General features: G+C 68.1%; 16 protein-coding genes and 1 tRNA gene. 11 read left to right on the top strand and 6 right to left on the bottom strand.

What is annotated here, in order from left to right; translation table 11 throughout:
* Positions 1-74: 74 nt before the first annotated feature.
* Positions 75-917, bottom strand: coding sequence for a methylated-DNA--[protein]-cysteine S-methyltransferase (locus PEM_RS16240; RefSeq protein ID WP_065196615.1), 843 nt, complete (start codon positions 915-917; stop codon positions 75-77).
* A gap of 132 nt (positions 918-1,049) precedes the next feature.
* On the opposite strand from PEM_RS16240, the gene PEM_RS16235 reads away from it, so the two are divergent.
* The gene (locus PEM_RS16235; RefSeq protein WP_032954356.1) at positions 1,050-1,811 is read left to right on the top strand and encodes an SDR family oxidoreductase; all 762 of its coding nucleotides are present in this window, start codon (positions 1,050-1,052) and stop codon (positions 1,809-1,811) included.
* Positions 1,812-1,817: 6 nt separating this feature from the next.
* Here PEM_RS16235 and PEM_RS16230 read toward each other — a convergent pair whose 3' ends face one another.
* On the bottom strand, positions 1,818-2,303 hold the full coding sequence (locus PEM_RS16230; RefSeq protein ID WP_111128630.1) for a hypothetical protein: 486 nt from the start codon (positions 2,301-2,303) through the stop codon (positions 1,818-1,820).
* 164 nt (positions 2,304-2,467) lie between these two features.
* Between PEM_RS16230 and PEM_RS20350 the strand changes: the two genes are divergently transcribed.
* Positions 2,468-2,638 (top strand): hypothetical protein, encoded by a 171-nt coding sequence (locus PEM_RS20350; protein WP_005417792.1) that lies wholly within the window; start codon positions 2,468-2,470, stop codon positions 2,636-2,638.
* Between the two features lie 60 nt (positions 2,639-2,698).
* Here the strand turns inward: PEM_RS20350 and PEM_RS16225 are convergent.
* A tRNA-Ala gene (locus tag PEM_RS16225) sits at positions 2,699-2,774 on the bottom strand.
* 496 nt (positions 2,775-3,270) lie between these two features.
* Here PEM_RS16225 and PEM_RS16220 point away from each other — a divergent pair.
* Positions 3,271-5,601 (top strand): TonB-dependent receptor, encoded by a 2,331-nt coding sequence (locus tag PEM_RS16220; protein WP_111128631.1) that lies wholly within the window; start codon positions 3,271-3,273, stop codon positions 5,599-5,601.
* A 132-nt stretch (positions 5,602-5,733) separates the two neighbouring features.
* Here PEM_RS16220 and rnd read toward each other — a convergent pair whose 3' ends face one another.
* Positions 5,734-6,813 carry a ribonuclease D gene (gene rnd, locus PEM_RS16215; RefSeq protein WP_111128633.1) on the bottom strand — a complete coding sequence of 360 codons (1,080 nt, stop codon included), beginning with the start codon at positions 6,811-6,813 and terminating at the stop codon, positions 5,734-5,736.
* 84 nt (positions 6,814-6,897) lie between these two features.
* On the opposite strand from rnd, the gene PEM_RS16210 reads away from it, so the two are divergent.
* Both PEM_RS16210 and PEM_RS16205 read left to right on the top strand, forming a co-directional pair.
* Positions 6,898-8,790, top strand: a complete 1,893-nt coding sequence (locus PEM_RS16210; protein WP_005417788.1) for a formylglycine-generating enzyme family protein — start codon at positions 6,898-6,900, stop codon at positions 8,788-8,790.
* 88 nt (positions 8,791-8,878) lie between these two features.
* Positions 8,879-9,775: a M48 family metallopeptidase gene (locus PEM_RS16205; protein WP_053500725.1), complete on the top strand. Its 897-nt coding sequence runs from the start codon at positions 8,879-8,881 to the stop codon at positions 9,773-9,775.
* A 544-nt stretch (positions 9,776-10,319) separates the two neighbouring features.
* On the opposite strand, the gene xseA is transcribed toward PEM_RS16205, so the two are convergent.
* Positions 10,320-11,651, bottom strand: coding sequence for an exodeoxyribonuclease VII large subunit (gene xseA / locus PEM_RS16195; RefSeq protein WP_065186029.1), 1,332 nt, complete (start codon positions 11,649-11,651; stop codon positions 10,320-10,322).
* 44 nt (positions 11,652-11,695) lie between these two features.
* Complete coding sequence (gene queG / locus PEM_RS16190) at positions 11,696-12,766, bottom strand: tRNA epoxyqueuosine(34) reductase QueG (RefSeq protein ID WP_111127525.1); 1,071 nt, start codon at positions 12,764-12,766, stop codon at positions 11,696-11,698.
* A gap of 23 nt (positions 12,767-12,789) precedes the next feature.
* Here queG and PEM_RS16185 point away from each other — a divergent pair, with 23 nt between their 5' ends.
* From PEM_RS16185 to PEM_RS16160, 6 genes are all read left to right on the top strand, one after another.
* Positions 12,790-14,274 (top strand): NAD(P)H-hydrate dehydratase, encoded by a 1,485-nt coding sequence (locus PEM_RS16185; RefSeq protein WP_095378141.1) that lies wholly within the window; start codon positions 12,790-12,792, stop codon positions 14,272-14,274.
* A complete protein-coding gene (gene tsaE, locus PEM_RS16180; protein ID WP_053500618.1) occupies positions 14,271-14,753 on the top strand; it encodes a tRNA (adenosine(37)-N6)-threonylcarbamoyltransferase complex ATPase subunit type 1 TsaE in 483 nt (160 codons plus the stop codon). The genes PEM_RS16185 and tsaE overlap by 4 nt, the downstream gene beginning before the upstream one ends.
* Positions 14,754-14,835: 82 nt before the next feature.
* On the top strand, positions 14,836-16,404 hold the full coding sequence (locus tag PEM_RS16175) for an N-acetylmuramoyl-L-alanine amidase (protein ID WP_053500617.1): 1,569 nt from the start codon (positions 14,836-14,838) through the stop codon (positions 16,402-16,404).
* Between the two features lie 139 nt (positions 16,405-16,543).
* On the top strand, positions 16,544-18,445 hold the full coding sequence (mutL, locus tag PEM_RS16170; RefSeq protein ID WP_032954348.1) for a DNA mismatch repair endonuclease MutL: 1,902 nt from the start codon (positions 16,544-16,546) through the stop codon (positions 18,443-18,445).
* Positions 18,446-18,456: 11 nt separating this feature from the next.
* The gene (locus tag PEM_RS16165; RefSeq protein WP_032954346.1) at positions 18,457-19,386 is read left to right on the top strand and encodes a DUF1684 domain-containing protein; all 930 of its coding nucleotides are present in this window, start codon (positions 18,457-18,459) and stop codon (positions 19,384-19,386) included.
* Between the two features lie 2 nt (positions 19,387-19,388).
* Positions 19,389-20,351 carry a TraB/GumN family protein gene (locus PEM_RS16160; protein ID WP_005417757.1) on the top strand — a complete coding sequence of 321 codons (963 nt, stop codon included), beginning with the start codon at positions 19,389-19,391 and terminating at the stop codon, positions 20,349-20,351.

The following is a 20,351-nucleotide window of genomic DNA, read 5'->3' as shown; positions in this document are numbered from 1 at the left end:
TGGCCGATGCCGGCCAAGGTTGGCGGCTACCGGAGGTTGGGGGCGCCGACAAGGTCGGCGGCTTGCGGGTCGCGTCAGCCGTTGGCGAGCTTTTCCCGGCGCAGCAGTTCGCGCTTGCGTGCCACGCCCCAGGCATAGCCGGACAGGTCGCCGTCGCGGCGCACCACCCGGTGGCAGGGCACCGCCACGGCCAGCGGATTGCTTGCGCAGGCGCGTGCCACTGCGCGGCTCGATCGCGGCGCGCCGATACGCGCGGCGATTTCGGCATATGAGGCCGTCTGTCCGCGCGGAATCTGCTGCAGCGCCTGCCATACACGTTGCTGGAAGGCCGTGCCGCGGATGTCCAGCGGCAGCGTGGCGCCTCGCGAGGGATCCTCGACCAGGCCCACCACCTGTGCCACCAGTTGTTCATAGCCGCTGTCGGCCCCGACCAGTTCGGCCTGGCGGAAGCGCTGCTGCAGTGACTGCAGCAGCGCTTCCGGATCGTCGCCGAGCAGGATCGCGACCACGCCGGTGGCACTGCTGGCCACCAGCACGCTGCCCAACGAACTTTCGGCAAGCGCGAAGTGGATGACTTCGCCGCGACCACCGGCACGCCATTGCTTCGGCGTCATGCCCAGCAGCTTCGGCGCGTTCTCGTAGAAGCGACCGCTGGAGCCGAAGCCGGCATCGTGGAAGGCGTCGGTGATGCGTTCCTGTTGTTCCAGCCCGGTGCGCAGGCGGTCGGCGCGCAGCGCGGCAGCGTACTGCTTCGGGGTCAACCCGGTTGCTTCCTTGAAAAGGCGATGCAGACGGGTTGGGCTGCAACCCGCGATCCCGGCCAGTTCCTGCAGCGAGGGTTCGTCGTGGCTGGCTTGAAGGTGGCGGCAAACTCGTTCGACGCGGGCATCGAGGGCGGTGGTGGCGGTGCTGTCCATGGCCGGATTCTGGCACGTGCTGGTTCTGCGGAAACTCCGTTTCCTGCACCGATGGGCCGGGCCCGGAAACGGAGTGTTGGCAGGCGAGAGGTGCGGCATCGTGGCGGCCACTTCACAACCGGTACCACGACCATGCGGCTGAACAACAAGATCGCTCTCATCACCGGTGCCAGCGCCGGCATCGGCCGCGCCAGCGCGCTGCGCTTCGCTGCAGAAGGGGCAAAGCTGGTGCTCAACGCACGGCGGCCAGAGCCGCTGCAGGCGCTGGCCGAGCAGATCCGCGCCGCCGGTGGCGAGGTGGTGGTGCATGCCGCGGACGTGGCTGATCCGGCCACGGCACCGGCGCTGGTGGAACTGGCCCAGCAGTCATTCGGTGGGTTGGACATCGCGCTCAACAATGCCGGCATGCTCGGCCCCGGTGCACCGGCAGCAGAGTTCCCGGTGGATGCGTGGCGCGAGGTGATGGCCACCAATCTCGATGCCGCCTTCCATGCCGCACGCGCCCAGTTGCCGGCGTTGCTGGCACGCGGCGGTGGCTCACTGGTGTTTGTCGGCACCTTCGTCGGCCACACCGTCGGCTTCCCGGGAATGGCGGCCTATGCGTCGAGCAAGGCCGGCTTGATCGGCCTGAGCCAGGTGATCGCCGCCGAATACGGCGCGCGTGGCGTGCGCAGCAACGTGCTGCTGCCCGGGGGCACCGATACCGAGATGGGCCGGCAGGCGGCACCGACCGGTGATGCGCGTGATTTCGTGCGCTCGCTGCATGCACTCAAGCGCATGGCCAAGCCGGAGGAGATCGCCAATGCGGCGTTGTTCCTGGCCAGCGATGAAAGCAGCTTCGTTACCGGTACCGCAATGCGCGTTGAAGGCGGCGTGTCGATCACCCGAACCTGAGCGCCGTCACGTGCGAGGCGAGTAGCGGAGGCCGCTGCTCGCCATGAATCCCTTCGGGTCAAACCGGGCCCAAGCCTCGCCCCAGCTGAAGCGGGCGTGGCCGCCGCTCAACGTGCGACCCAGCGCTGCACCCAGCGTGCGGCGCATGAAGGCAACTTCGGCATTGATCGCAGCCTGGCTCGGCCAGCCGTCGTCCAGCGTCGCACCAGGCAGGTCGACACTCATGGTCACAATGTCGAGGTATTGGCCGTGGAAGCACAGGCTGATGCCAGCGGGTGCACCGCCCAGGCTGAGCCGGTGCAGGCTCAGCCAGACATAGCCGGTGCCGACATCGCGCTCGCCATGCGTCAGCGTGGCGAAGGCGATGCGCGCCTCCTGCAGTGAGAGGCTGGGACAGATCAGGTTCGGCAGCGTGCCGAGCTGGATGCTGCCGTCGGTTGGATTGAAGTTCATCGGCACGGTGTGTGCCGCGTGCTGGGCGGGCGGGGGCATGGGTGTACGCGGAATTCGTGCTGCATCGGATTCTGGGCGTGTGTTCACCGTCGCAGCAAGTGGGTTCGTGCACACGCTGTTGGCGCGGGACTGACCTGTGGATTACCCGCCGGCCTCTAGCGTGGGGCAGAACGTCGGCCTGATGCCGATGAGGGAGTAATCAGATGAACGAGCCAGACAAGGATCAGGACCCGAAGCAGGGCATCCAGGAAAGCCGCCAGGACCGGAAGCAGGACAACGTGGCGAAGCAGCGGCCGGGCCAGTGCGACCAACAGGTGCGTGATGCGCATTCGCGCAGCCCGCGCCGCAAGGATGGCGGCCAGGAACCCGGCTAGGCGGATTCCAGACAAGAAAAAACCCGTAGATCGCCAGGATCTACGGGTTCTTCTGAATAGTGGTGGAGCCAAGGAGGATCGAACTCCTGACCTCGTCATTGCGAACGACGCGCTCTCCCAGCTGAGCTATGGCCCCACGGCAGGCTTTCAGTGTAGCGCCGCCTGCCGCGCTTGCCAAGCGCCGGGCAGGGACGACGCAAGGCCTGGATCCACCGCCGTGCCGGCCGGATTCGGGCCAGTGCATGGCGCAGCAGGGCGAATTCGACAGAGACCAGGCGTTGCGCAAGGCAATGCCGGGGGCGGCAGCAATGAGCAGTCGTCCCGCGAAGCCGTGGCGCCGTAGAAGTAAAGGCGAGAGTTGGTTTCGCAGCGCGCATGCGGGCGACTTGCGAGGGTCGATGTCGCGCTGACCCGGCTGCCAGGAGCTTCGGGGTCAGATCCGTTTTCCCTTGGAAAACGGATCTGACCCCAGGCGCTGCCGGCTGACTGTGCCGAAACCGCTTGTTTCGCCGGGTTCGGGTGCCGCGCAACGAAATCGTAACAATTTGGGGGATAATGGCCGCTTGCGCAGTTTTCCCCCTTTTTGCCGCCCGGCTCGCGCAGGCCGCACGGACGCCTCCTCAGAGCATTCCATGCCCTCCCATTCCGATTCCCGCCGCCTGTCGGGTCTGTCGTCTTCCTTCGTTTCCTTCCGTCGCCATCCGCTGGCCCTGGCCTGCGCCGGCCTGGCCCTGGTCGGCAGCTTCGGTGCCGCCGCGCAGGACAGCGCGCCGACCCCGACCGGCCTGGACACGATCACCGTGACCGCCGAGCACCGCGAGCAGAACCTGCAGGAAGTGCCGGTCTCGGTGGGCGTGGTGCAGGGCGAGCGCATGCGCGACTTCACCGCCGGCGGCGACGACACCCTGCTGGCACTGTCCGGCCGCGTGCCTAGCCTGTATGCGGAAACCACCACCGGCCGCATCTTCCCGCGCTTCTATATCCGTGGCCTCGGCAATATCGACTTCTACCTGGGGGCCTCGCAGCCGGTGTCGATCATCCAGGACGATGTGGTGCTGGAGCACGTGGTGCTGAAGTCCAACCCGGTCTATGACGTGGACCAGGTGGAAGTGCTGCGTGGCCCGCAGGGCTCGCTGTTCGGCCGCAACACCACCGCCGGCATCGTCAAGTTCGACACCCTGAAGCCGACCCAGGACTACACCGGCCGGGTCAGCGCCAGCTACGCGACCTACAACAGCGTGTCGATCGACGGCGGCTTCGGCGGTCCGATCAATGACATCGCCTCGTTCCGCGTGTCGGCGCTGTACCAGCACCGCGATGACTACGTCGACAACACCTACAAGGGCCCGAGTGCCGACGGCACGGTCAGCCCGAAGAAGAACGCGATGGGCGGCTTCGATGACCGCAACGTGCGCGCGCAGCTGCTGCTGACCCCGAGCGACCAGTTCTCGATCCTGGCCTCGGCCCACGCCCGTGACTACGAAGGCACCTCGACCCTGTTCCTGCGCGGTGCGCTGACCAAGGGCTCGAACAAGACCGACGTGCCGCGCGACAAGGTTGCCTACGACGAAGCCGACAACAACCCGCAGGCCTACAAGACCTACGGCGGCTCGGTGAAGGCGCGCTACGACTTCGGCGCGATCGACTTCACCTCGATCACCGCCTACGAAACCACCTCCGGCTACAGCCGTGGCGACACCGACGGCGGCGCTGCGGTGAACTTCCCGGTGAACGGCGTGCCGAACGGCTACGGCCAGTCGATGGGCCGCATCCGCGACCTGGACCAGTGGACCCAGGAATTCCGCCTGGCCAGCCATGACGACAGCGCGCTGCAGTGGCAGGCCGGTGCCTTCTACTTCAACGGCAGCGACACCACCGACTTCTACCAGCGCGCCTGGTTCCTGCAGGGCGCGGCCCGCAACCCGAACAACTGGGTGCGCCTGCGCAACAAGAACACCTCGTGGGCCGGTTTCGGCCAGCTGAGCTATGCCTTCACCGACAAGTTCACCGTCACGGCCGGCCTGCGCCAGACCCGCGACGAGAAGCACACCCGCCTGCTGAAGACGGCTGACACTGCCGCTGGCGTGGTCACCTACAAGGGCCGCACCGACGTCAAGATGTCCGACACCACCCCGAGCTGGGATCTGAGCGCGATGTATCAGATCACGCCGGACGTGAGCGTCTATGCCAAGGTCGCCCGCGGTTTCCGCGGCCCGACCATCCAGGGCCGCTCGGCCGTGTTCAATGCCGACTTCACCACCGCCGATTCCGAGACCATCCTGTCCTGGGAAGCGGGCGTGAAGAGCAGCCTGTGGGACAACCGCCTGCGCTTGAACGCCACCGCGTTCACCTACACCGTCAACGACATCCAGCTCAACGGCAACGATTCGGACGGCAACGGCGTGCTGTTCAACGCCGACAAGGCCAAGGCCTACGGCTTCGAAGCCGACATGGAGCTGCGCCCGATCCCGAACCTGACCCTGAGCGCCGGCCTGAGCCTGCTGCACAGCGAGATCAAGGACAAGCGCGTCTACGCGCAGGTCTGCGGCCTCAACGGCCAGGTGGTGTGCACGGTGAATGACCCGACCATCAAGGTCGGTGCCAACACCTTCGCGCAGATCGACGGCAACCCGCTGCCGAACGCGCCGAAGTACAACGTCAACCTGGCCGCCCGTTACGACTTCCCGGTCAGCGACGCGGGCACCATGTTCGTGTCCACCGACTGGAACAAGCAGGGCTACACCAGCTTCGTGCTGTACGACAGCAAGGAGTTCAACTCCAAGGGTGATTTCGAAGGCGGCCTGAAGATCGGCTACTCGGGCAACTATGGTGCCTACGAAGTGGCGCTGTTCGCGCGCAACATCACCAACGAGAAGAACCTCAAGGGTGTGATCGAGAACTATATGGCTGCGGTCTACAACGAACCGCGCACCGTCGGTGTCTCGCTGAACATGAACTGGTAATGCGTTGCCACGGTGGCGGGTCTTCCCGCCATCGTACTGCTGGAATGCAAAGGGCGGCCCAGTGATCCGGGTCGCCCTTTTTCATGGCCTTCGACGGTGACCGGAACGCAATCCCGCGCCGCGCTCGGCGCTTCAGCGTGCAGGCAGCAGCGCCTGCAGCCGCGACTCCAGTTCCTGCTGACGCCAGCCGGCCAGTGCAGCCGGCCATTGGCGGTGCTCCAGGTAGCTTTCCAGATGCTTGCGCGAGGCCAGCACGCCATCCGGCAGACCCAGCTCGCGGCTGCGCTCGGCAACGGCATCCTGCAGCCTCTTCAGTGCCTGCTTGTTGGTGTCGTTGGCGGGCAATGCCAACGGTGCCTCGGCCTCATCGGCCAGCGGCGTGTCCAGCGCCTGCCACACCGCGCCGGCGAGCTTGCGCGGTGCCTTCGGGAACTGTTCAAACAGCGTGGCCAGCGCGGCGGCATCGGCCGGTGGCGTGCGTGCCAGCGTGGCGGCCAGTTCGTTGTCCAGGATCCAGCTGCGCGGGCGGTCGCTGCTGCGTGCCTGCACATCACGCCAGCGCAGCAGGCGCAGCAGGCGGCGCTGCGCGGGAGCATCGAGAAACTGCGCTGAGCGCATCGCCAGATGCGGCCAGCGGTCCTCGTCATTGGCGACGCTGGCCAGCAGGCGCTCGCCGTCGTCGTGCAGCCACTGCTGGCGGCCCAGCGCCTGCAACTTGGCATCAATGGCGTCATGCAGCGCGAACAGGTGCTCGACGTCGTCGGCGGCGTATTGCAGTTGCGACTCCGAGAGCGGACGGCGCATCCAGTCCGAGCGGGTTTCGCCCTTGGCCAGCGCCACGCCGGTGATTTCCGCGACCAGCTTCTGGTAGCCCATGCCGCCACCAATGCCGGCCAGCGAGGCGCCGATCTGTGTGTCGAACAGCGGTCGCGGCAACACGCCGCAGGTCCACTTGAAGGCAACCAGATCTTCGCTGGCGCTGTGCATCACCTTGGTGATCGACTCATCGGCCAGCCACGGCGCCAGTGCCTCGGCCATACCGGGAATCAGCGGATCGATCAGCAGGATGTCCTGCCCGACCGCCATCTGCACCAGAGCCAACTGCGGCCAGAACGTGCGTTCACGGATGAATTCGGTGTCCAGGCCGATGCGGGCCGGACGCTGCTGGAAGTACGCATCCAGCTCGGCGGGGGTGGTGATCCAGGTTGCCACGGGTCAGGGCCTACTACTCGGGTTTGCTCAGGCAGGGGAGAATAGCCTAACGTCGGTTCGCGTCCGTGCCGAAGGAGATCCTGCTTGCGTTTTCCGCTGTCGTCCGTGCTGTGCACCGCTCTGGCCGTGGCCTTGGCCGGTTGCACGCCGTCGCCCTCGGCAACACCGGAGCCGGGGCCGGCTGCTGGCGAAGACGCGCGGCCGCAGGAAGGTTCACTGGCGGAGCCGACACCGGGGGCAGGGCAGGGTAGCGTCACCATTGCCGGTGAGGATGCCACCGAGGACGTGCAGCGGTGGACACCGCCACGGGTCGACCGGCAGGGCCGCAGCGTCGCCCAGCTGCGCCGCGCAGCCGAAAAGGCGTTCAGCGAAGGGCACCTGTACGAGGACGCCGACGCGGCGGTTCCGCTGTGGCTGGCGGTGCAGGAGGAAGATCCGGATGATCGCCTGGCCCGCAGCGGCCTGCAGCGTGCTCGCCAGCGCCTGCAGCAGCAGGCCGATGCTCTGCTGGTTCGGCCACTACGGCAGCGCGAGGCGCTGGCCGAGGCGAGTCGCCAGGCACTGGTGCTGCTGACCCTGGCGCCGAAGGATGAGAAGGTGCGCGCGCTGCAGGGCCGGGTGGAGCTCGCCCAGCGCGTGGTGGCCTATAACCGTGCCGGCGAGGAAGACCTGCGATCGGGGCGGATCGGCGAGGACGGTGACGGTGCGATTGGCAACTTCCGTGAAGCGCTGGCTCTGGACGAACACAACAGCCGGGCGCGGCAGGGCCTGGCGGCGGCCGAAAGTGGCCTGATCCGCCGGGCCGAGGACGCCGCGCGCGTACGCGACTTTGCCAGTGCGGGCACCTGGCTGGCCGAAGCCAGCAAGGTCCGTGACTCGTCACCGACCATTGCCGATGCCTTCGAGCGCATCGAGCAGATCCGCGCCGCCGCGCTGCTGCAGCTGCGTGATGAGGGCCTGCGCGAGCTGGCCACGCCGCAGGGGCTGAAGCCGGCGCGCGAAAAGCTGGCCGAGGCCCTGCGCATCGCCTTGCCGGGGGATGCGGTGGTGGCCCAGCTGCGCGAACGCATCGATCTGGCCACCCACTACGGCAGCTTCCGTCCGGGCCAGGTGTTCAGCGACGCGATGCGTGATGGTGGGCGCGGTCCGCAGATGGTGGTGGTGCCGCATGGCGGCTTCCAGATGGGCGCGGGTGATGCCGAGCCCGGCTCCACCGACGCCGAGCGCCCCTCCCACTACGTGCGCTTTGACCGCGGCTTCGCGATGGCGATCACCGAGGTTACCGTCGGCGATTTCGAGCGCTATGTGAAGTCGACCAATGCACGACCACGTGCGACCCGGCGCGGCCACTCGGTGGTCTATGACGAGCGCAGCGGCAATTTCATCCGCCGCAGCGGCGTCGACTGGCGTTCGGATTACGATGGCGCGCGTGCACTGGGTAACTCGCCGGTGATGCATGTCAGCGTGCGGGATGCCGAGAACTACGCGGCATGGCTGTCCGAGCAGACAGGACGCAGCTACCGGCTGCCGAGCGAGGCCGAATTCGAATATGCGCTGCGCGCCGGGAGCAGTGGCCGCTACCCCTGGGGAGACGCTGGTACGCCGCCGCCGGGCAGCGGCAATTTCACCGGCAGCAAGGACGTCTCGCCTTCGGGTCGGCACTGGCACAACGCATTCATCGGCTATGGCGATGGCTGGTGGGGACCGGCGCCGGTGGCCAGTTTCCAGGCCAATGCTTTCGGCCTGCACGACATGGCCGGGAATCTGAGCGAATGGGTGGCCGACTGCTGGCACGCCAGCTACCGGCGTGCGCCGTCCGATGGTGTCGCCTGGTTCAACCCGGGCTGCCGGTCGCGGGTGATCCGGGGCGGCAACTGGGCCAATGCGCCCGAGCAGACCCGTGCGGCCTGGCGTCAATCGCAGGATTCGGACACCACCAATGCGCGCATCGGCTTCCGCCTGGTGCGCGGCATCTGAGCGGCATCGGGCTTCACCCGCTGCTGGCTTCCGCGCACTAAGATTGCGCCGTGCCCGCCAGCCGGCGGGGTCTGCTGGAAGACCACCGATGCGCAACGATCCCTTTTCCCGCTCGCCCCAAGGTCCGCAGCGACGCGGCCTGTTCGGCAATATCCGCTGGTGGGTGCTGCTGCTGGCGGCGGGCTATGCGGTGTTCTACTGGTTCTCCAATCGCACCGTCGATCCCTACACCGGCGAGAAGGTGATGATCGACAGCAGCCTGGATGCGCGCCAGGAGACCGCGCTCGGTCTGCAGGCCTACCAGCAGATCCTCTCGCAGGAACGGCCGATGGATCCGAATGCGCCGATCGCGCGCGATGTGCGCGACATCGCGCAGCGCCTGATCGCCAAGGTGGACGTGGTGGAGACCGCGCTGGCACAGGAGCACGGCGTGCAGCCCGCGCATTTCGCGCGGGATTTCCAGTGGGAAGTGAACGTGATCCCGTCCGGGCAGGCCAATGCGTTCTGCCTGCCGGGCGGCAAGATGGCGGTCTACACCGGCCTGGTGCCGGTGGCGCGTACGCGTGATGCGATGGCGGTGGTGATGGGCCATGAGATCGCCCACGCGCTGTTGCGCCATGGTGCGCAGCGGATGGCGCAGCAGAAGCTGACCCAGATCGGGCAGATGGCCGGTGCCGCCAGCGGCATGGATGCGCAGCAGCAACAGATGATGATGTCGGCGATGGGCTACGGCTATCTGCTGCCCTATGCGCGCAGCCACGAGACGCAGGCCGATGAAGTGGGGCTGATGCTGGCTGCGGCGGCGTGCTTCGATCCCCGCGAGGCGGTGCCGCTGTGGCAGCGCATGGGCCAGGCCAGTGGCGGCCAGGCGCCGCCGGAGTTCGCTTCCACCCACCCGAATCCGGGCACCCGCATCCAGAACCTGCAGGCACTGATGCCGAAGGCGCTCGAGTACCGGCAGAAGTTCTGCGAGCAGGCAAAGTAGAGGGTGTTCGGCAGGGCTTGCAGCCCTGCACCTGCCGAAGCCAGAGCAACAGCAACAGCAACAGCCGAAGCAAAAGCTGGCTATCCGTGGGATGGCGGGGTGGGTCCGGTTGCGGGAGACGCCGTAAACCCGTCCATGGGGGCTTGGCCGCGGCATCCATGCCGCGGACACTCCCGCAACCGGACCCACCCCGCCTTCGACAGATTTCTGCGACCTGCCGGAATGGCGCTTGGGGTCAGATCCGTTTTCCGCAGGAAAACGGATCTGACCCCGAATTGATTCGATATCTGAAAGAGATTCATCCACGCATGGCGTGGATCTACCCCATCGCGGAAAACTGTCAGAGGTGGGGCGGTGTCGGAGTGCGGGGTGTCAGCCGCATGGATGCGGCTGCCAAGCTTACAGGGACGTACTTGCGGCGTCCCCGCACTCCGACATCGCCCCGCCAACCCGCGGAATGCCAGCTTTTGCTGTTGCTGTTGAGGCTGCCGGCCAGCGGCCGGCACTACCGCGGGTGCAGGGCGCAGCCCTGCCGAACACCCCTCTACTTGACTTGTACGTCGATCACGCCGTCACCAACGCGGGCCTGCAGGGCGTCACCAGGTTGCACCTGGTCGATGCGCCGCACCAGCGCACCATCGTCGCTGCGGGTCAGGATGCTGTAGCCGCGGGCTACGGTGGCCAGCGGGCTGACTGCTTCCAGTGAACGCGCCAGCCCGCGCAGCCGCAGTGCATCGCGCTCCAGCAGACGCTGCATCGCTGCCTGCGGTCGTCCGCGCAGGGCGGCCAAGCGGCGCTGCATCGTGTCGAGCTGGCGCTGTGGATGGTGCCCGCGCAGGACCGCCGCTGCATGGCGAAGCCGCGCAGCACGGCGCTCCTGCTGCTGGTTGAACGCGGCATGCAGGCGTCGTCCCAGATCGAGCTGGCGTCGACGCAGCAGATCCAGTCGTGCCTGCGGGCTCTGCGCGTTCAGGCGCAACAGGGCGCGGTCGGCGCGCTGCATCGCCTGTTGCATCGCATGCCGGTGCAGCTGCAGCATGCGAACGGCCGTGCGGCGCACGCGCAGGGCCAGTTCGCGCTGGTCCGGTACCAGCAGCTCAGCCGCCACCGATGGCGTCGGTGCACGCAGGTCGGCGGCGAAGTCGCTCAGGCTGAAGTCGGTTTCGTGGCCAACCGCAGACACCACCGGGGTGCGGCTGGCGGCGATCGCACGGGCCAGGGCTTCATCATTGAAGGCCCACAGGTCTTCCAGCGAACCACCACCGCGGGTCAGCAGGATCACGTCGTAGCGGCCGCTGGCATCGGCGGCCTGCAGCAGCCGGGTGATCTGCGCGGCGGCACTGCTGCCCTGTACCAGGGTCGGCAGCAGGTCAACTTCCAGCAGCGGGAAGCGCCGGCCGAGCACGCTCAGCACATCGCGCACGGCAGCGCCGGTGGGCGAGGTGATCACGGCCAGGCGTCGCACGTGCGCCGGCAGCGGCCGCTTGCGTGCCGGGTTGAACAGGCCTTCGGCCTCCAGCCGTGCCTTCAGCTCCTCGAAGGCGCGGCGCAGCGCGCCTTCGCCGGCTTCCTCCATGTGGTCCAGCACCATCTGGTACTCGCCACGGGCGTCGTACAGGGTCACCTTGCCGCGCACCAGCACGCGCATGCCTTCGCGCGGCACGAACTTCAGGTACTGCGCCTTCATCCGGAACATCGCCGCACGCAGCTGCGCGCGCGCGTCCTTCAGGGTGAAGTAGAGGTGTCCGGAGGCAGGACGCGCCACGCTGCCCAGTTCGGCCTCGACCCAGATCGCCGGGAAGCTGCCTTCCAGCAGGTCGCGGGCCAGGGTGTTGAGCTGGCTGGGGGTGAGGATGTCGTTGTTGCGTGGCTGCATGGAAACGGCGCGCTGCGGGCGGAACGGGGGCTCAGGATCGCACGTCAGCGCGCCGTATGCTGGCCCAGTGCCCACTGCACGTGTTCACGCACCAGCGGCGAAGGATCGTCGATGCGGGTCTGCAGGGCAGCCAGCGCTTCGGCCGAGGACGGCGCATTGCCCAGCGCCACGGCGATGTTGCGTAGCCAGCGCTCATGGCCGCTGCGCCTGATCGGGCTGCCTTCGGTGCGGCGCAGGAACTCGGCTTCGTCCCAGGCGAACAGCTGGTCCAGGCGCGCGGTATCGAGGTTGTTGCGCGCGCGGAAATCGGCTTCGTCGGTGCGCTTGGCGAACTTGTTCCAGGGGCAGACCAGCTGGCAGTCGTCGCAGCCATAGATGCGGTTGCCGATCAGCGGGCGCATCTGTTCGGGAATGGCGCCGTCGTGTTCGATGGTCAGGTAGGAAATGCAGCGCCGCGCGTCCAGCCGCTGCGGCCCGGTGATGGCCTGGGTCGGGCAGACATCGATGCAGCGCGTGCAGGTGCCGCAGTGCGCCGTGGCCGGCGTATCGATCGGCAGCGGGATGTCGATGTAGATCTCGCCGATGAAGAACCAGGAACCGCCATGGCGGTCGATCAGGCAGGTGTGCTTGCCGATCCAGCCGAGCCCGGCGTTGCGGGCCAGTGCGCGCTCCAGGACGGGGGCGGAATCGACGAACACGCGGTAGCCCAGTGGCGCGACTTCGTCGTTGATCTGCGTGGCCAGCTTCTGCAGGCGGTTGCGCATCAGCTTGTGGTAGTCGCGGCCCAGCGCATAGCGCGCCACATAGGCGCGGCCCGGGTCGGCCAGCGTCGCCCAGGCTTCGGTGTCATCCTTGTGGCTGTAGTCCATGCCCACCGAGATCACGCGCACAGTGCCGGGCAACAGCTCGGCCGGTCGTGCGCGCAGGGTGCCGTGGCGCGCCATCCAGTCCATCGTGCCGTACAGGCCCTGACCCAGCCAGTCGGCCAGGTGCGCCTCATCCTCGCCCAGCTCGATACCGGCGATGCCGCAGCGCTGGAAGCCATGCGCGCGGGCCAGTTCGCGGATGCGCTGCACGGCCTGGGCCGGATCGACGGGGGTGGGGGCGAGGGACATGCGCACCAGTATAAAATCCCTGCATGGCCAACCTCGCCGATCTGTTCGATTCCGCTGCCGCGCGTGCGCTTGATGCCCAGGCGTCCACCCTGGCGGGGGATGCTGGCTGGGGACTGATGGCGCAGGCCGGCCAGGCCGCCTGGCAGTGCCTGCTGCAGCATTGGCCGCAGGCGCAGCGCATCGGCGTGGTGGTCGGTGCGGGCAACAATGGCGGCGACGGCCTTGTGCTGGCTCGCCACGCGTTGCAGGCCGGACGCGAGGTGAGGGTGATCGCCCTGCCGGGCAGGGCGCCATCGACCGCGCTGGCGCAGCGTGCAACATCGGAGTTCAGGTCCGACGGCGGCGCCATCACCGAGTTCGACGGCGCGCTGCCCGAGGCCGACCTCTGGGTCGATGCCCTGTTCGGGCTGGGCTTCGATCGCGCGCCGGAGGGTGCGGCGCAGGCGCTGATCGTTGCGATCAATGCGCAGGCGGCACCTGTGCTGGCCCTGGATGTGCCCAGTGGCGTCGATGCCGACCGCGGTGCGATACCTGGCGCGGCAGTGCGCGCGGCGCTGACCCTGCAGTTCATCGTGGCCCATCGCGGGCTGTACACCGGCGACGCGCTGGATCATTGCGGGCACAAGGCCCTGGCACCCCTGCAGTTGCCCGCTGCCGCATGGCAAAGCGTGTCGCCTGCCGTGGAGTACTGGGCGCAGGCACGGTTGCCGGCCCTGTTGCCGCCGCGCCGCGCAAATACCCACAAGGGTGAATCCGGCCACGTGCTGTGCGTCGGCGGCAACCATGGCAGCGGCGGTGCCATCGCCATGGCAGCCGAGGCCGCCTTGCGCGCAGGGGCGGGGCTGTTGAGCCTGGGTACCCGCCGCGACCACGTCGCTCCACTGCTGGCTCGCCTGCCCGAGGCGATGACCCACGCGCTGGAAGACGGCGAGGCGCTGCCGGCATTGCTTGACAGGGCAAAGGTGGTGGCGATCGGGCCCGGTCTGGGCCAGGACGAATGGGCGCGCGCACTGTTTGCGCGGGTGCTGGCCAGCGCCAAACCACTGGTGGTCGATGCCGACGCGCTGAACCTGCTGGCGCAGGATCCGCGTGCCTTGCCTGGCGCCGTCCTCACACCGCACCCGGGCGAGGCCGCACGCCTGCTCGGCTGCAGCACCAGCGACATCCAGGCCGATCGCTACGCCTGTGCGCAGACGCTCGCCGAGCGTTTCCACGCGGTGGTGGTGTTGAAGGGCGCCGGCAGCATCGTGGCGGCGCCCGGGCAAACGCCCCGGTTGATCGCCGCCGGCAATCCCGGCATGGCCGTGGGGGGCATGGGCGACCTGCTCACCGGCATCATCGCCGGCCTGCGCGCGCAGGGCCTGGCCGCCTTCGATGCCGGCGCGGCGGGCGCGTTGCTGCATGCGCTGGCCGGCGACGCGGCTGCCGCTGACGGCGCACGCGGCCTGCTTCCTACTGATCTGCTGGCGCCGTTGCGGCGACTGGCCAACCCGGAACGCTTCCCATGACCGATTTCTTCCTTGCCGACAGCGACGCCACCGAACTGCTCGGACAGTGGCTGGCGACCACCCGGCCGCCGCAGGCGCTGATCGAACTGCGCGGCGACCTGGGCGCCGGCAAGTCCACCACGGCCCGCGCGCTGCTGCGGGCGCTGGGCGTGCAGGGCGCGATCCGCAGCCCCACCTACACCCTGGTCGAGCGCTATCCGCTGGCCAGTGGCGGTGAGGCGTGGCACCTGGACCTGTATCGCATCGGCCAGGCCGGTGAGCTGGATTTCCTCGGCCTGGACGAGGGCAGCGCGGTCTTGTGGCTGGTCGAATGGCCGGAACGGGGCGCCGGCGCGCTGCCGCCGACCGACCTGGTGGTAGCACTGGAGATCGAAGGACAGGGGCGACGCGCCAGTCTCACCGCGAGCAGCGACGTTGGGCATGAATGGCTGAAACGGCTGCCTCAAGGGGGCGACTTGCAGGCCATTTCTGTCGGCTGACGAGAACAAACACCGGCAGGTTACGGATTATTAAGGAAAAAGGTGTTGCATTCCGTTCAGCGCGGTGATTGAATCCTGAGCCATGCGCCCGGGGAACCGTCTCATCGCCATCTGTGCCGCCGTCGGACTGGGTCTGGCGAGCGTCAGTGCGTGGGCGGGTGAAGTCCGCCAGGTCCTGCTGAACACCGGCGCGACCGGCACCCGTGCCGAGATCTCGCTGGTCGGCAGTGGCGGCTACAAGACCCTGTCGCTGGCCGGCCCGAACCGCCTGGTGGTCGATTTCCCCGACTCCAGCGCCGTACGCAACCTGAAGATGCCGGCCGCGCAGGGCGTGGTCACGGCGGTGCGTACCGGACAGCCGGTCCCGGGCACTTTCCGTGTCGTCTTCGACCTTGCCGAATCGGTGGCGCCGTTCCGTCCGCAGATGCAGCGCGAGGGCAATGAATCCAAGCTGGTGATCGAATGGCCGGGTGATGGCCCTGCCGTGGCCACCAGCCGCCCGGCGACGCCACCGGCGGTACAGTCGCAGGCGGCCGCTGTGGGGGGCTCAGTCGCGCCCGCGCCGGCCGAGAACGCGCAGTCGCGCACCGATGCTGCGCGGGCCACCGCCCTGCTGACCGCACAGGTGCAGCAGCAGGCCAGCGCCAGCGCCGCCGCACCCGCCACGCCGACCCCCGCACCGACCAGCGCGCCAGCCCAGGTTGCTGCGGCAGGCGTCGCGGCCAGCAGCACGCCTTCATCCTCGCCGGCTGCAATCCTTGCCGGCCAGCGCACTGCTGCGGTGGTGACCACGCCGCCGGCAACGGCCCCCACACCCGCGCCGACGCCGGCCGAGCCGCCGCGTCCGGCGATGCCCAGCGATGCATCGCGCATCCGCATGCAGCCCGGCATGCGCCACCTGGTGGTGGCGATCGATCCCGGTCACGGTGGCCAGGACCCGGGTGCGATCGGCCCGACCGGCAAGCGCGAGAAGGATGTCACCCTGGCGGTGGCGCGTGAGCTGGCCCGCCAGGTCAATGCCACGCCGGGCCTGAAGGCCTACCTGACGCGCGACAGCGACGTGTTCATTCCGTTGCCGATGCGCGCGCAGAAGGCGCGTGCGAACAAGGCGGACATCTTCATTTCGATCCATGCCGACGCGGCCGAGAACCGTTCGGCCACGGGTTCGTCGGTGTACGTTCTGTCGACCAAGGGTGCCTCTTCGCAGCGCGCCCGCTGGCTGGCGGACAAGGAAAACGCGGCCGACCTGGTCGGTGGGGTGCGCCTGCAGCAGACCGAAGGCACCCTGGCCAACGTGCTGCTGGACCTGGCCCAGAGCGGCTACATGAAGGCGTCCGAAGATGCGGCCGGCCACGTGCTGGGCGGTCTGAAGCGGATCGGCAACAACCACAAGCCGAACATCGAGCGCGCCAACTTCGCGGTGCTGCGCACGTCGGACATGCCGGCGATGCTGGTGGAAACGGCATTCATTTCCAATCCGGATGAAGAGCGCCGCCTGACGGACCCGGCATACCAGCGCAAGGTGGCGGGCGCCGTGCTGGATGGCGTGCACACCTTCTTCAGCCGCCAACCGCCGCCGGGCACGTTGTATGCCGCCCGCGCGCAGGCCGAGATCGACGCCGCAGCCACCATGGCAGGCGGCAGCAAGTAAGCCGCCGAAGGCGGATTACTACTTTCCGTAGAGTCGACTGTCAGTCGACTGCGCGCGCAGTATGGGGGTTTCGGTGGCCGGCGAAGAGCAGTCGACTGACAGTCGACTCTACATGCGCAGCCTCCGTTATCATCCCCGCATGACGTCTGCTACCCATCCGCGCCCGATCCGGCCGTTGCCGGAGATCCTGATCAACCAGATTGCCGCGGGCGAAGTGGTCGAACGACCCGCGTCGGTGGTCAAGGAGCTGGTCGAGAACGCGATCGACGCCGGCGCCAGCCGCGTTGATATCGATCTTGAAGAGGGCGGCGTGCGCCTGATCCGCATCCGCGACAACGGCAGTGGCATCGCGCCCGAGCAGTTGCCCCTGGCGGTGTCGCGCCATGCCACCAGCAAGATCGCCGATCTTGACGATCTCGAATCGGTGGCCACGCTCGGTTTCCGTGGAGAAGCGCTGCCGTCGATCGCATCGGTCAGCCGCTTCACCCTGTGCTCGCGGCGCGCGCACGACGAGCACGGTTCGGCACTGCAGATCGAAGGCGGCAAGATCGGCGAGGTGACCCCGCGCGCGCATGCGCCGGGCACCACGGTGGAAGTGCGCGAGTTGTTCTACAACGTGCCGGCGCGGCGCAAGTTCCTGCGCGCCGAGCGTACCGAACTGGGCCATATCGAAGAGTGGCTGCGTTCGCTGGCGCTGGCACGGCCGGATGTCGAGCTGCGCGTGTCGCACAACGGCAAGGCCTCGCGGCGCTACAAGCCGGGCGATCTGTATTCCGATGCGCGCCTTGCCGAAACGCTGGGCGAGGATTTCGCCAACCAGGCCGTGCGCGTGGACCACAGCGGCGCCGGCCTGCGCCTGCATGGCTGGATTGCGCAGCCGCATTATTCGCGCGCGAGCGCCGACCAGCAGTACCTGTACGTCAACGGTCGCTCAGTGCGTGACCGCAGCGTCGCCCACGCAGTGAAGATGGCCTACGGCGACGTGCTGTATCACGGCCGCCAGCCGGCCTATGTGCTGTTCCTCGAACTGGATCCGACCCGCGTCGACGTCAACGTGCATCCGGCCAAGCACGAGGTGCGCTTCCGCGATTCGCGGCTGGTCCACGATTTCGTCTATCGCACGTTGAAGGATGCGCTGGCCGATACCCGTGCCGGCATGTCGGCGCAGGAGATCGGTGCCGGCCCCGCACATCCGGTGGACGCCGCCGCCGTCCCGACGGCATCGAGCGCCGGCGCGTCGGGGTTCGGGCTGGTGCGCGGGGCTGCGCCCGGCTCGGGAGGTGGTGGTGGCGGGTTTTCAGGCTGGCGTCCGCAGCAACCGCTGGGCCTGCAGGTGGCCGATGCACCGGCCGCCTACGCCGCGCTGTACGCCGCGCCCGCCGGCGTCGAACGCGCAGCGGCGTTGCCGCCGATGCCGAGCGAGAACGGGTTGCCGGTGACCAGTGCCGACGCGGGTGTACCGCCACTGGGCTACGCGATCGCGCAGCTGCATGGCATCTACATCCTGGCCGAGAACGCTGAAGGCCTGATCGTGGTCGACATGCATGCGGCCCACGAACGCATCGGCTACGAGCGCCTGAAGAATGCGCACGATGGCATCGGCCTGCAGTCGCAGCCGTTGCTGGTGCCGATCACGCTGGCGGTGGGCGAGCGCGAGGCCGACACTGCAGAAAGCGAAGCCGAGACACTGGCGGCGCTCGGCTTCGAGGTGACCCGGGCCGGCCCCGGTTCGCTGCACGTGCGCAGCATTCCGGCACTGCTGGCGCATGCAGAACCGGAAGGACTGCTGCGCGACGTGCTGACCGACCTGCGCGAGCATGGCCAGAGCCGCCGCGTGGCCAGTGCACGCGACGAACTGCTGTCGACCATGGCCTGCCACGGCGCGGTGCGTGCCAACCGGCGCCTGACCGTGCCGGAAATGAACGCGCTGCTGCGCGACATGGAAATCACCGAACGGTCCGGCCAGTGCAACCACGGCCGACCGACCTGGGCCCGTTTTTCGCTGGCGGAGATCGACCGCTGGTTCCTGCGCGGACGTTGAGGGGAGCATCGATGCGTTATCGGGGAATGGCGGGCCTGCTGGCCGCCGTGGTGTTGGCCGCCTGCAGCCCGGCAACACCGCCGGCGCCGACGGCCGCTGAAGATCCGGCCTACGCGGCCGCGCAGCAGCAATGGCGTGTAGCGCGCTACCAGGACCTGACCCGGCCCGATGGCTGGACGGCCCTGGTCGGCCTGCACTGGCTGCAGAACAAATTCCATTTCGTTGGCAGCGGCGCCACCAACGGCATCCGCCTGACGGTTGGCCCGGACAGGCTGGGCCTGCTGCGTCGCGAAGGGACGCAGTGGTGGTTCACGCCTGAAGCCGGTGTCGATGTCAGCCACGACGGCCAGCCGGTGCGTGGCCGCATCCGCGTCGACACCGACAAGGACGCGCAGCCGACGCTGCTGGCCTTCGATGGCGGCAAGGGCCAGCTCAGCATCATCCGCCGGGGGCCACGGGACGCGCTGCGGGTCAAGCATGCCGAGGCACCTGCGCGGCGTGATTTCGCCGGCCTGCAGTACTGGCCGGGCGGCGCGGACTGGCAGGTGCAGGCGCGCTTCATCGCGCATCCGCCGGGCAAGACCTTGCCGATCGTCGACATCACTGGCTTGACCACCGAGATGCCCAATGCCGGTGCGGTGGAGTTCGAACGTGATGGCCGCAGCTGGCGCCTGGAGGCCATCGGTGCGCCCGGGCAGCCACTGTTCCTGATCTTTGCCGACCGCACCAGCGGCCGCGGCAGCTATCCGGCCGGGCGCTATCTGGATACCGATGCCCCCGCTGCAGACGGCACGGTGCGCATCGATTTCAACCATGCCTACAACCCACCGTGCGCGTTCACCGCCTACGCGACCTGTCCGCTGGCGCCGCCGGAAAACCGGTTGGACCTGCGCGTGGAAGCGGGCGAGAAGGCCTACCACCTGCCTGAAGGAGAAGGCTGACCATGCCGATCAAACACCTGTTCCGTACCGCGCTGTTGCTGGCGGCCTGCGCAGTGGCACCACTGGCCACGGCCCGCGATGGCCAGGCCAGCCCTGCCGCGGCCGCGGCCGCAACCGCGGCCAAGCCGCCGGTACCCCTGTTGTGGAAAGTCACCGGCCCGGGCGATGCGCGCGTGTACCTGCTGGGATCGTTCCATCTGCTGAAGCCACAGGACTACCCGCTGTCGCCCGATGTCGAGCAGGCGTTCGAAGCCTCGCAGCGGGTGGTGTTCGAACTGTCGCCGGAAGACATGCAATCGCCCCAGCTGGCCAGCCGCATGGTACAGGCTGCGACCCGCACCGATGGCAGCGAGCTGAAGCGTGATCTGGATGCGGCCACCTGGCAGAAGCTGCAGGCTTTTGCTGCCCAGAACCAGTTGCCGCTGGCGCAGATGCAGGGCATGAAGCCCTGGTTCGTCGGCCTGAGCATTTCGATCGGGCAGATGCAGAAGCTGGGCCTGGATCCGGCGCTGGGCCTGGACCGCCACTTCATGGAACGCGCGCAGAAGACCGGCCGGAAGACCGCGGGACTGGAAGATATCGATACCCAGATCGGCATGCTGGACGGGATGACGGTGCAGGAGCAGCGGCAGATGCTGGCCGAAGCACTGGACCAGGCCGGCAAGGCAGATGAGCAGGCGCGGCTGCTGCATGACGCATGGCGTCGCGGCGACGAGCGCCTGCTGTGGACCAAGATGGCGGCAGAGATGCGCCAGCAGTATCCGCAGCTGTACCAGCGCATCAACACCGGTCGCAACGATGCCTGGGTGCCGAAGCTGCAGCCGTACCTGCAGGCCGGGCAGGGCGGTACGCTGGTGGTGGTCGGCACGCTGCACCTGCTGGGCAGTGATGGCGTGGTCGAGAAGCTGAGGGCGAAGGGCTACAAGGTCGAGCGCGTGTGCACGGGGTGCAAGGCCAAGCGCTGA

Source organism: Stenotrophomonas sp. Pemsol, assembly GCF_003586545.1.
Classification (GTDB): Bacteria; Pseudomonadota; Gammaproteobacteria; order Xanthomonadales; family Xanthomonadaceae; genus Stenotrophomonas; species Stenotrophomonas sepilia.
The sequence above is the reverse complement of the archived record's forward strand: the minus strand, read 5'-3'. Positions and strand labels throughout refer to the sequence as shown.

Bases quoted from the DNA above. Each gene is read 5' to 3' on its own strand.
- PEM_RS16240 (WP_065196615.1), bottom strand. From the start codon at position 917: ATGGACAGCACCGCCACCACCGCCCTCGATGCCCGCGTCGAACGAGTT.
- PEM_RS16235 (WP_032954356.1), top strand. From the start codon at position 1,050: ATGCGGCTGAACAACAAGATCGCTCTCATCACCGGTGCCAGCGCCGGC.
- PEM_RS16230 (WP_111128630.1), bottom strand. From the start codon at position 2,303: ATGCCCCCGCCCGCCCAGCACGCGGCACACACCGTGCCGATGAACTTC.
- PEM_RS20350 (WP_005417792.1), top strand. From the start codon at position 2,468: ATGAACGAGCCAGACAAGGATCAGGACCCGAAGCAGGGCATCCAGGAA.
- PEM_RS16220 (WP_111128631.1), top strand. From the start codon at position 3,271: ATGCCCTCCCATTCCGATTCCCGCCGCCTGTCGGGTCTGTCGTCTTCC.
- PEM_RS16205 (WP_053500725.1), top strand. From the start codon at position 8,879: ATGCGCAACGATCCCTTTTCCCGCTCGCCCCAAGGTCCGCAGCGACGC.
- xseA (WP_065186029.1), bottom strand. From the start codon at position 11,651: ATGCAGCCACGCAACAACGACATCCTCACCCCCAGCCAGCTCAACACC.
- queG (WP_111127525.1), bottom strand. From the start codon at position 12,766: ATGTCCCTCGCCCCCACCCCCGTCGATCCGGCCCAGGCCGTGCAGCGC.
- PEM_RS16185 (WP_095378141.1), top strand. From the start codon at position 12,790: ATGGCCAACCTCGCCGATCTGTTCGATTCCGCTGCCGCGCGTGCGCTT.
- tsaE (WP_053500618.1), top strand. From the start codon at position 14,271: ATGACCGATTTCTTCCTTGCCGACAGCGACGCCACCGAACTGCTCGGA.
- PEM_RS16175 (WP_053500617.1), top strand. From the start codon at position 14,836: ATGCGCCCGGGGAACCGTCTCATCGCCATCTGTGCCGCCGTCGGACTG.
- mutL (WP_032954348.1), top strand. From the start codon at position 16,544: ATGACGTCTGCTACCCATCCGCGCCCGATCCGGCCGTTGCCGGAGATC.
- PEM_RS16165 (WP_032954346.1), top strand. From the start codon at position 18,457: ATGCGTTATCGGGGAATGGCGGGCCTGCTGGCCGCCGTGGTGTTGGCC.
- PEM_RS16160 (WP_005417757.1), top strand. From the start codon at position 19,389: ATGCCGATCAAACACCTGTTCCGTACCGCGCTGTTGCTGGCGGCCTGC.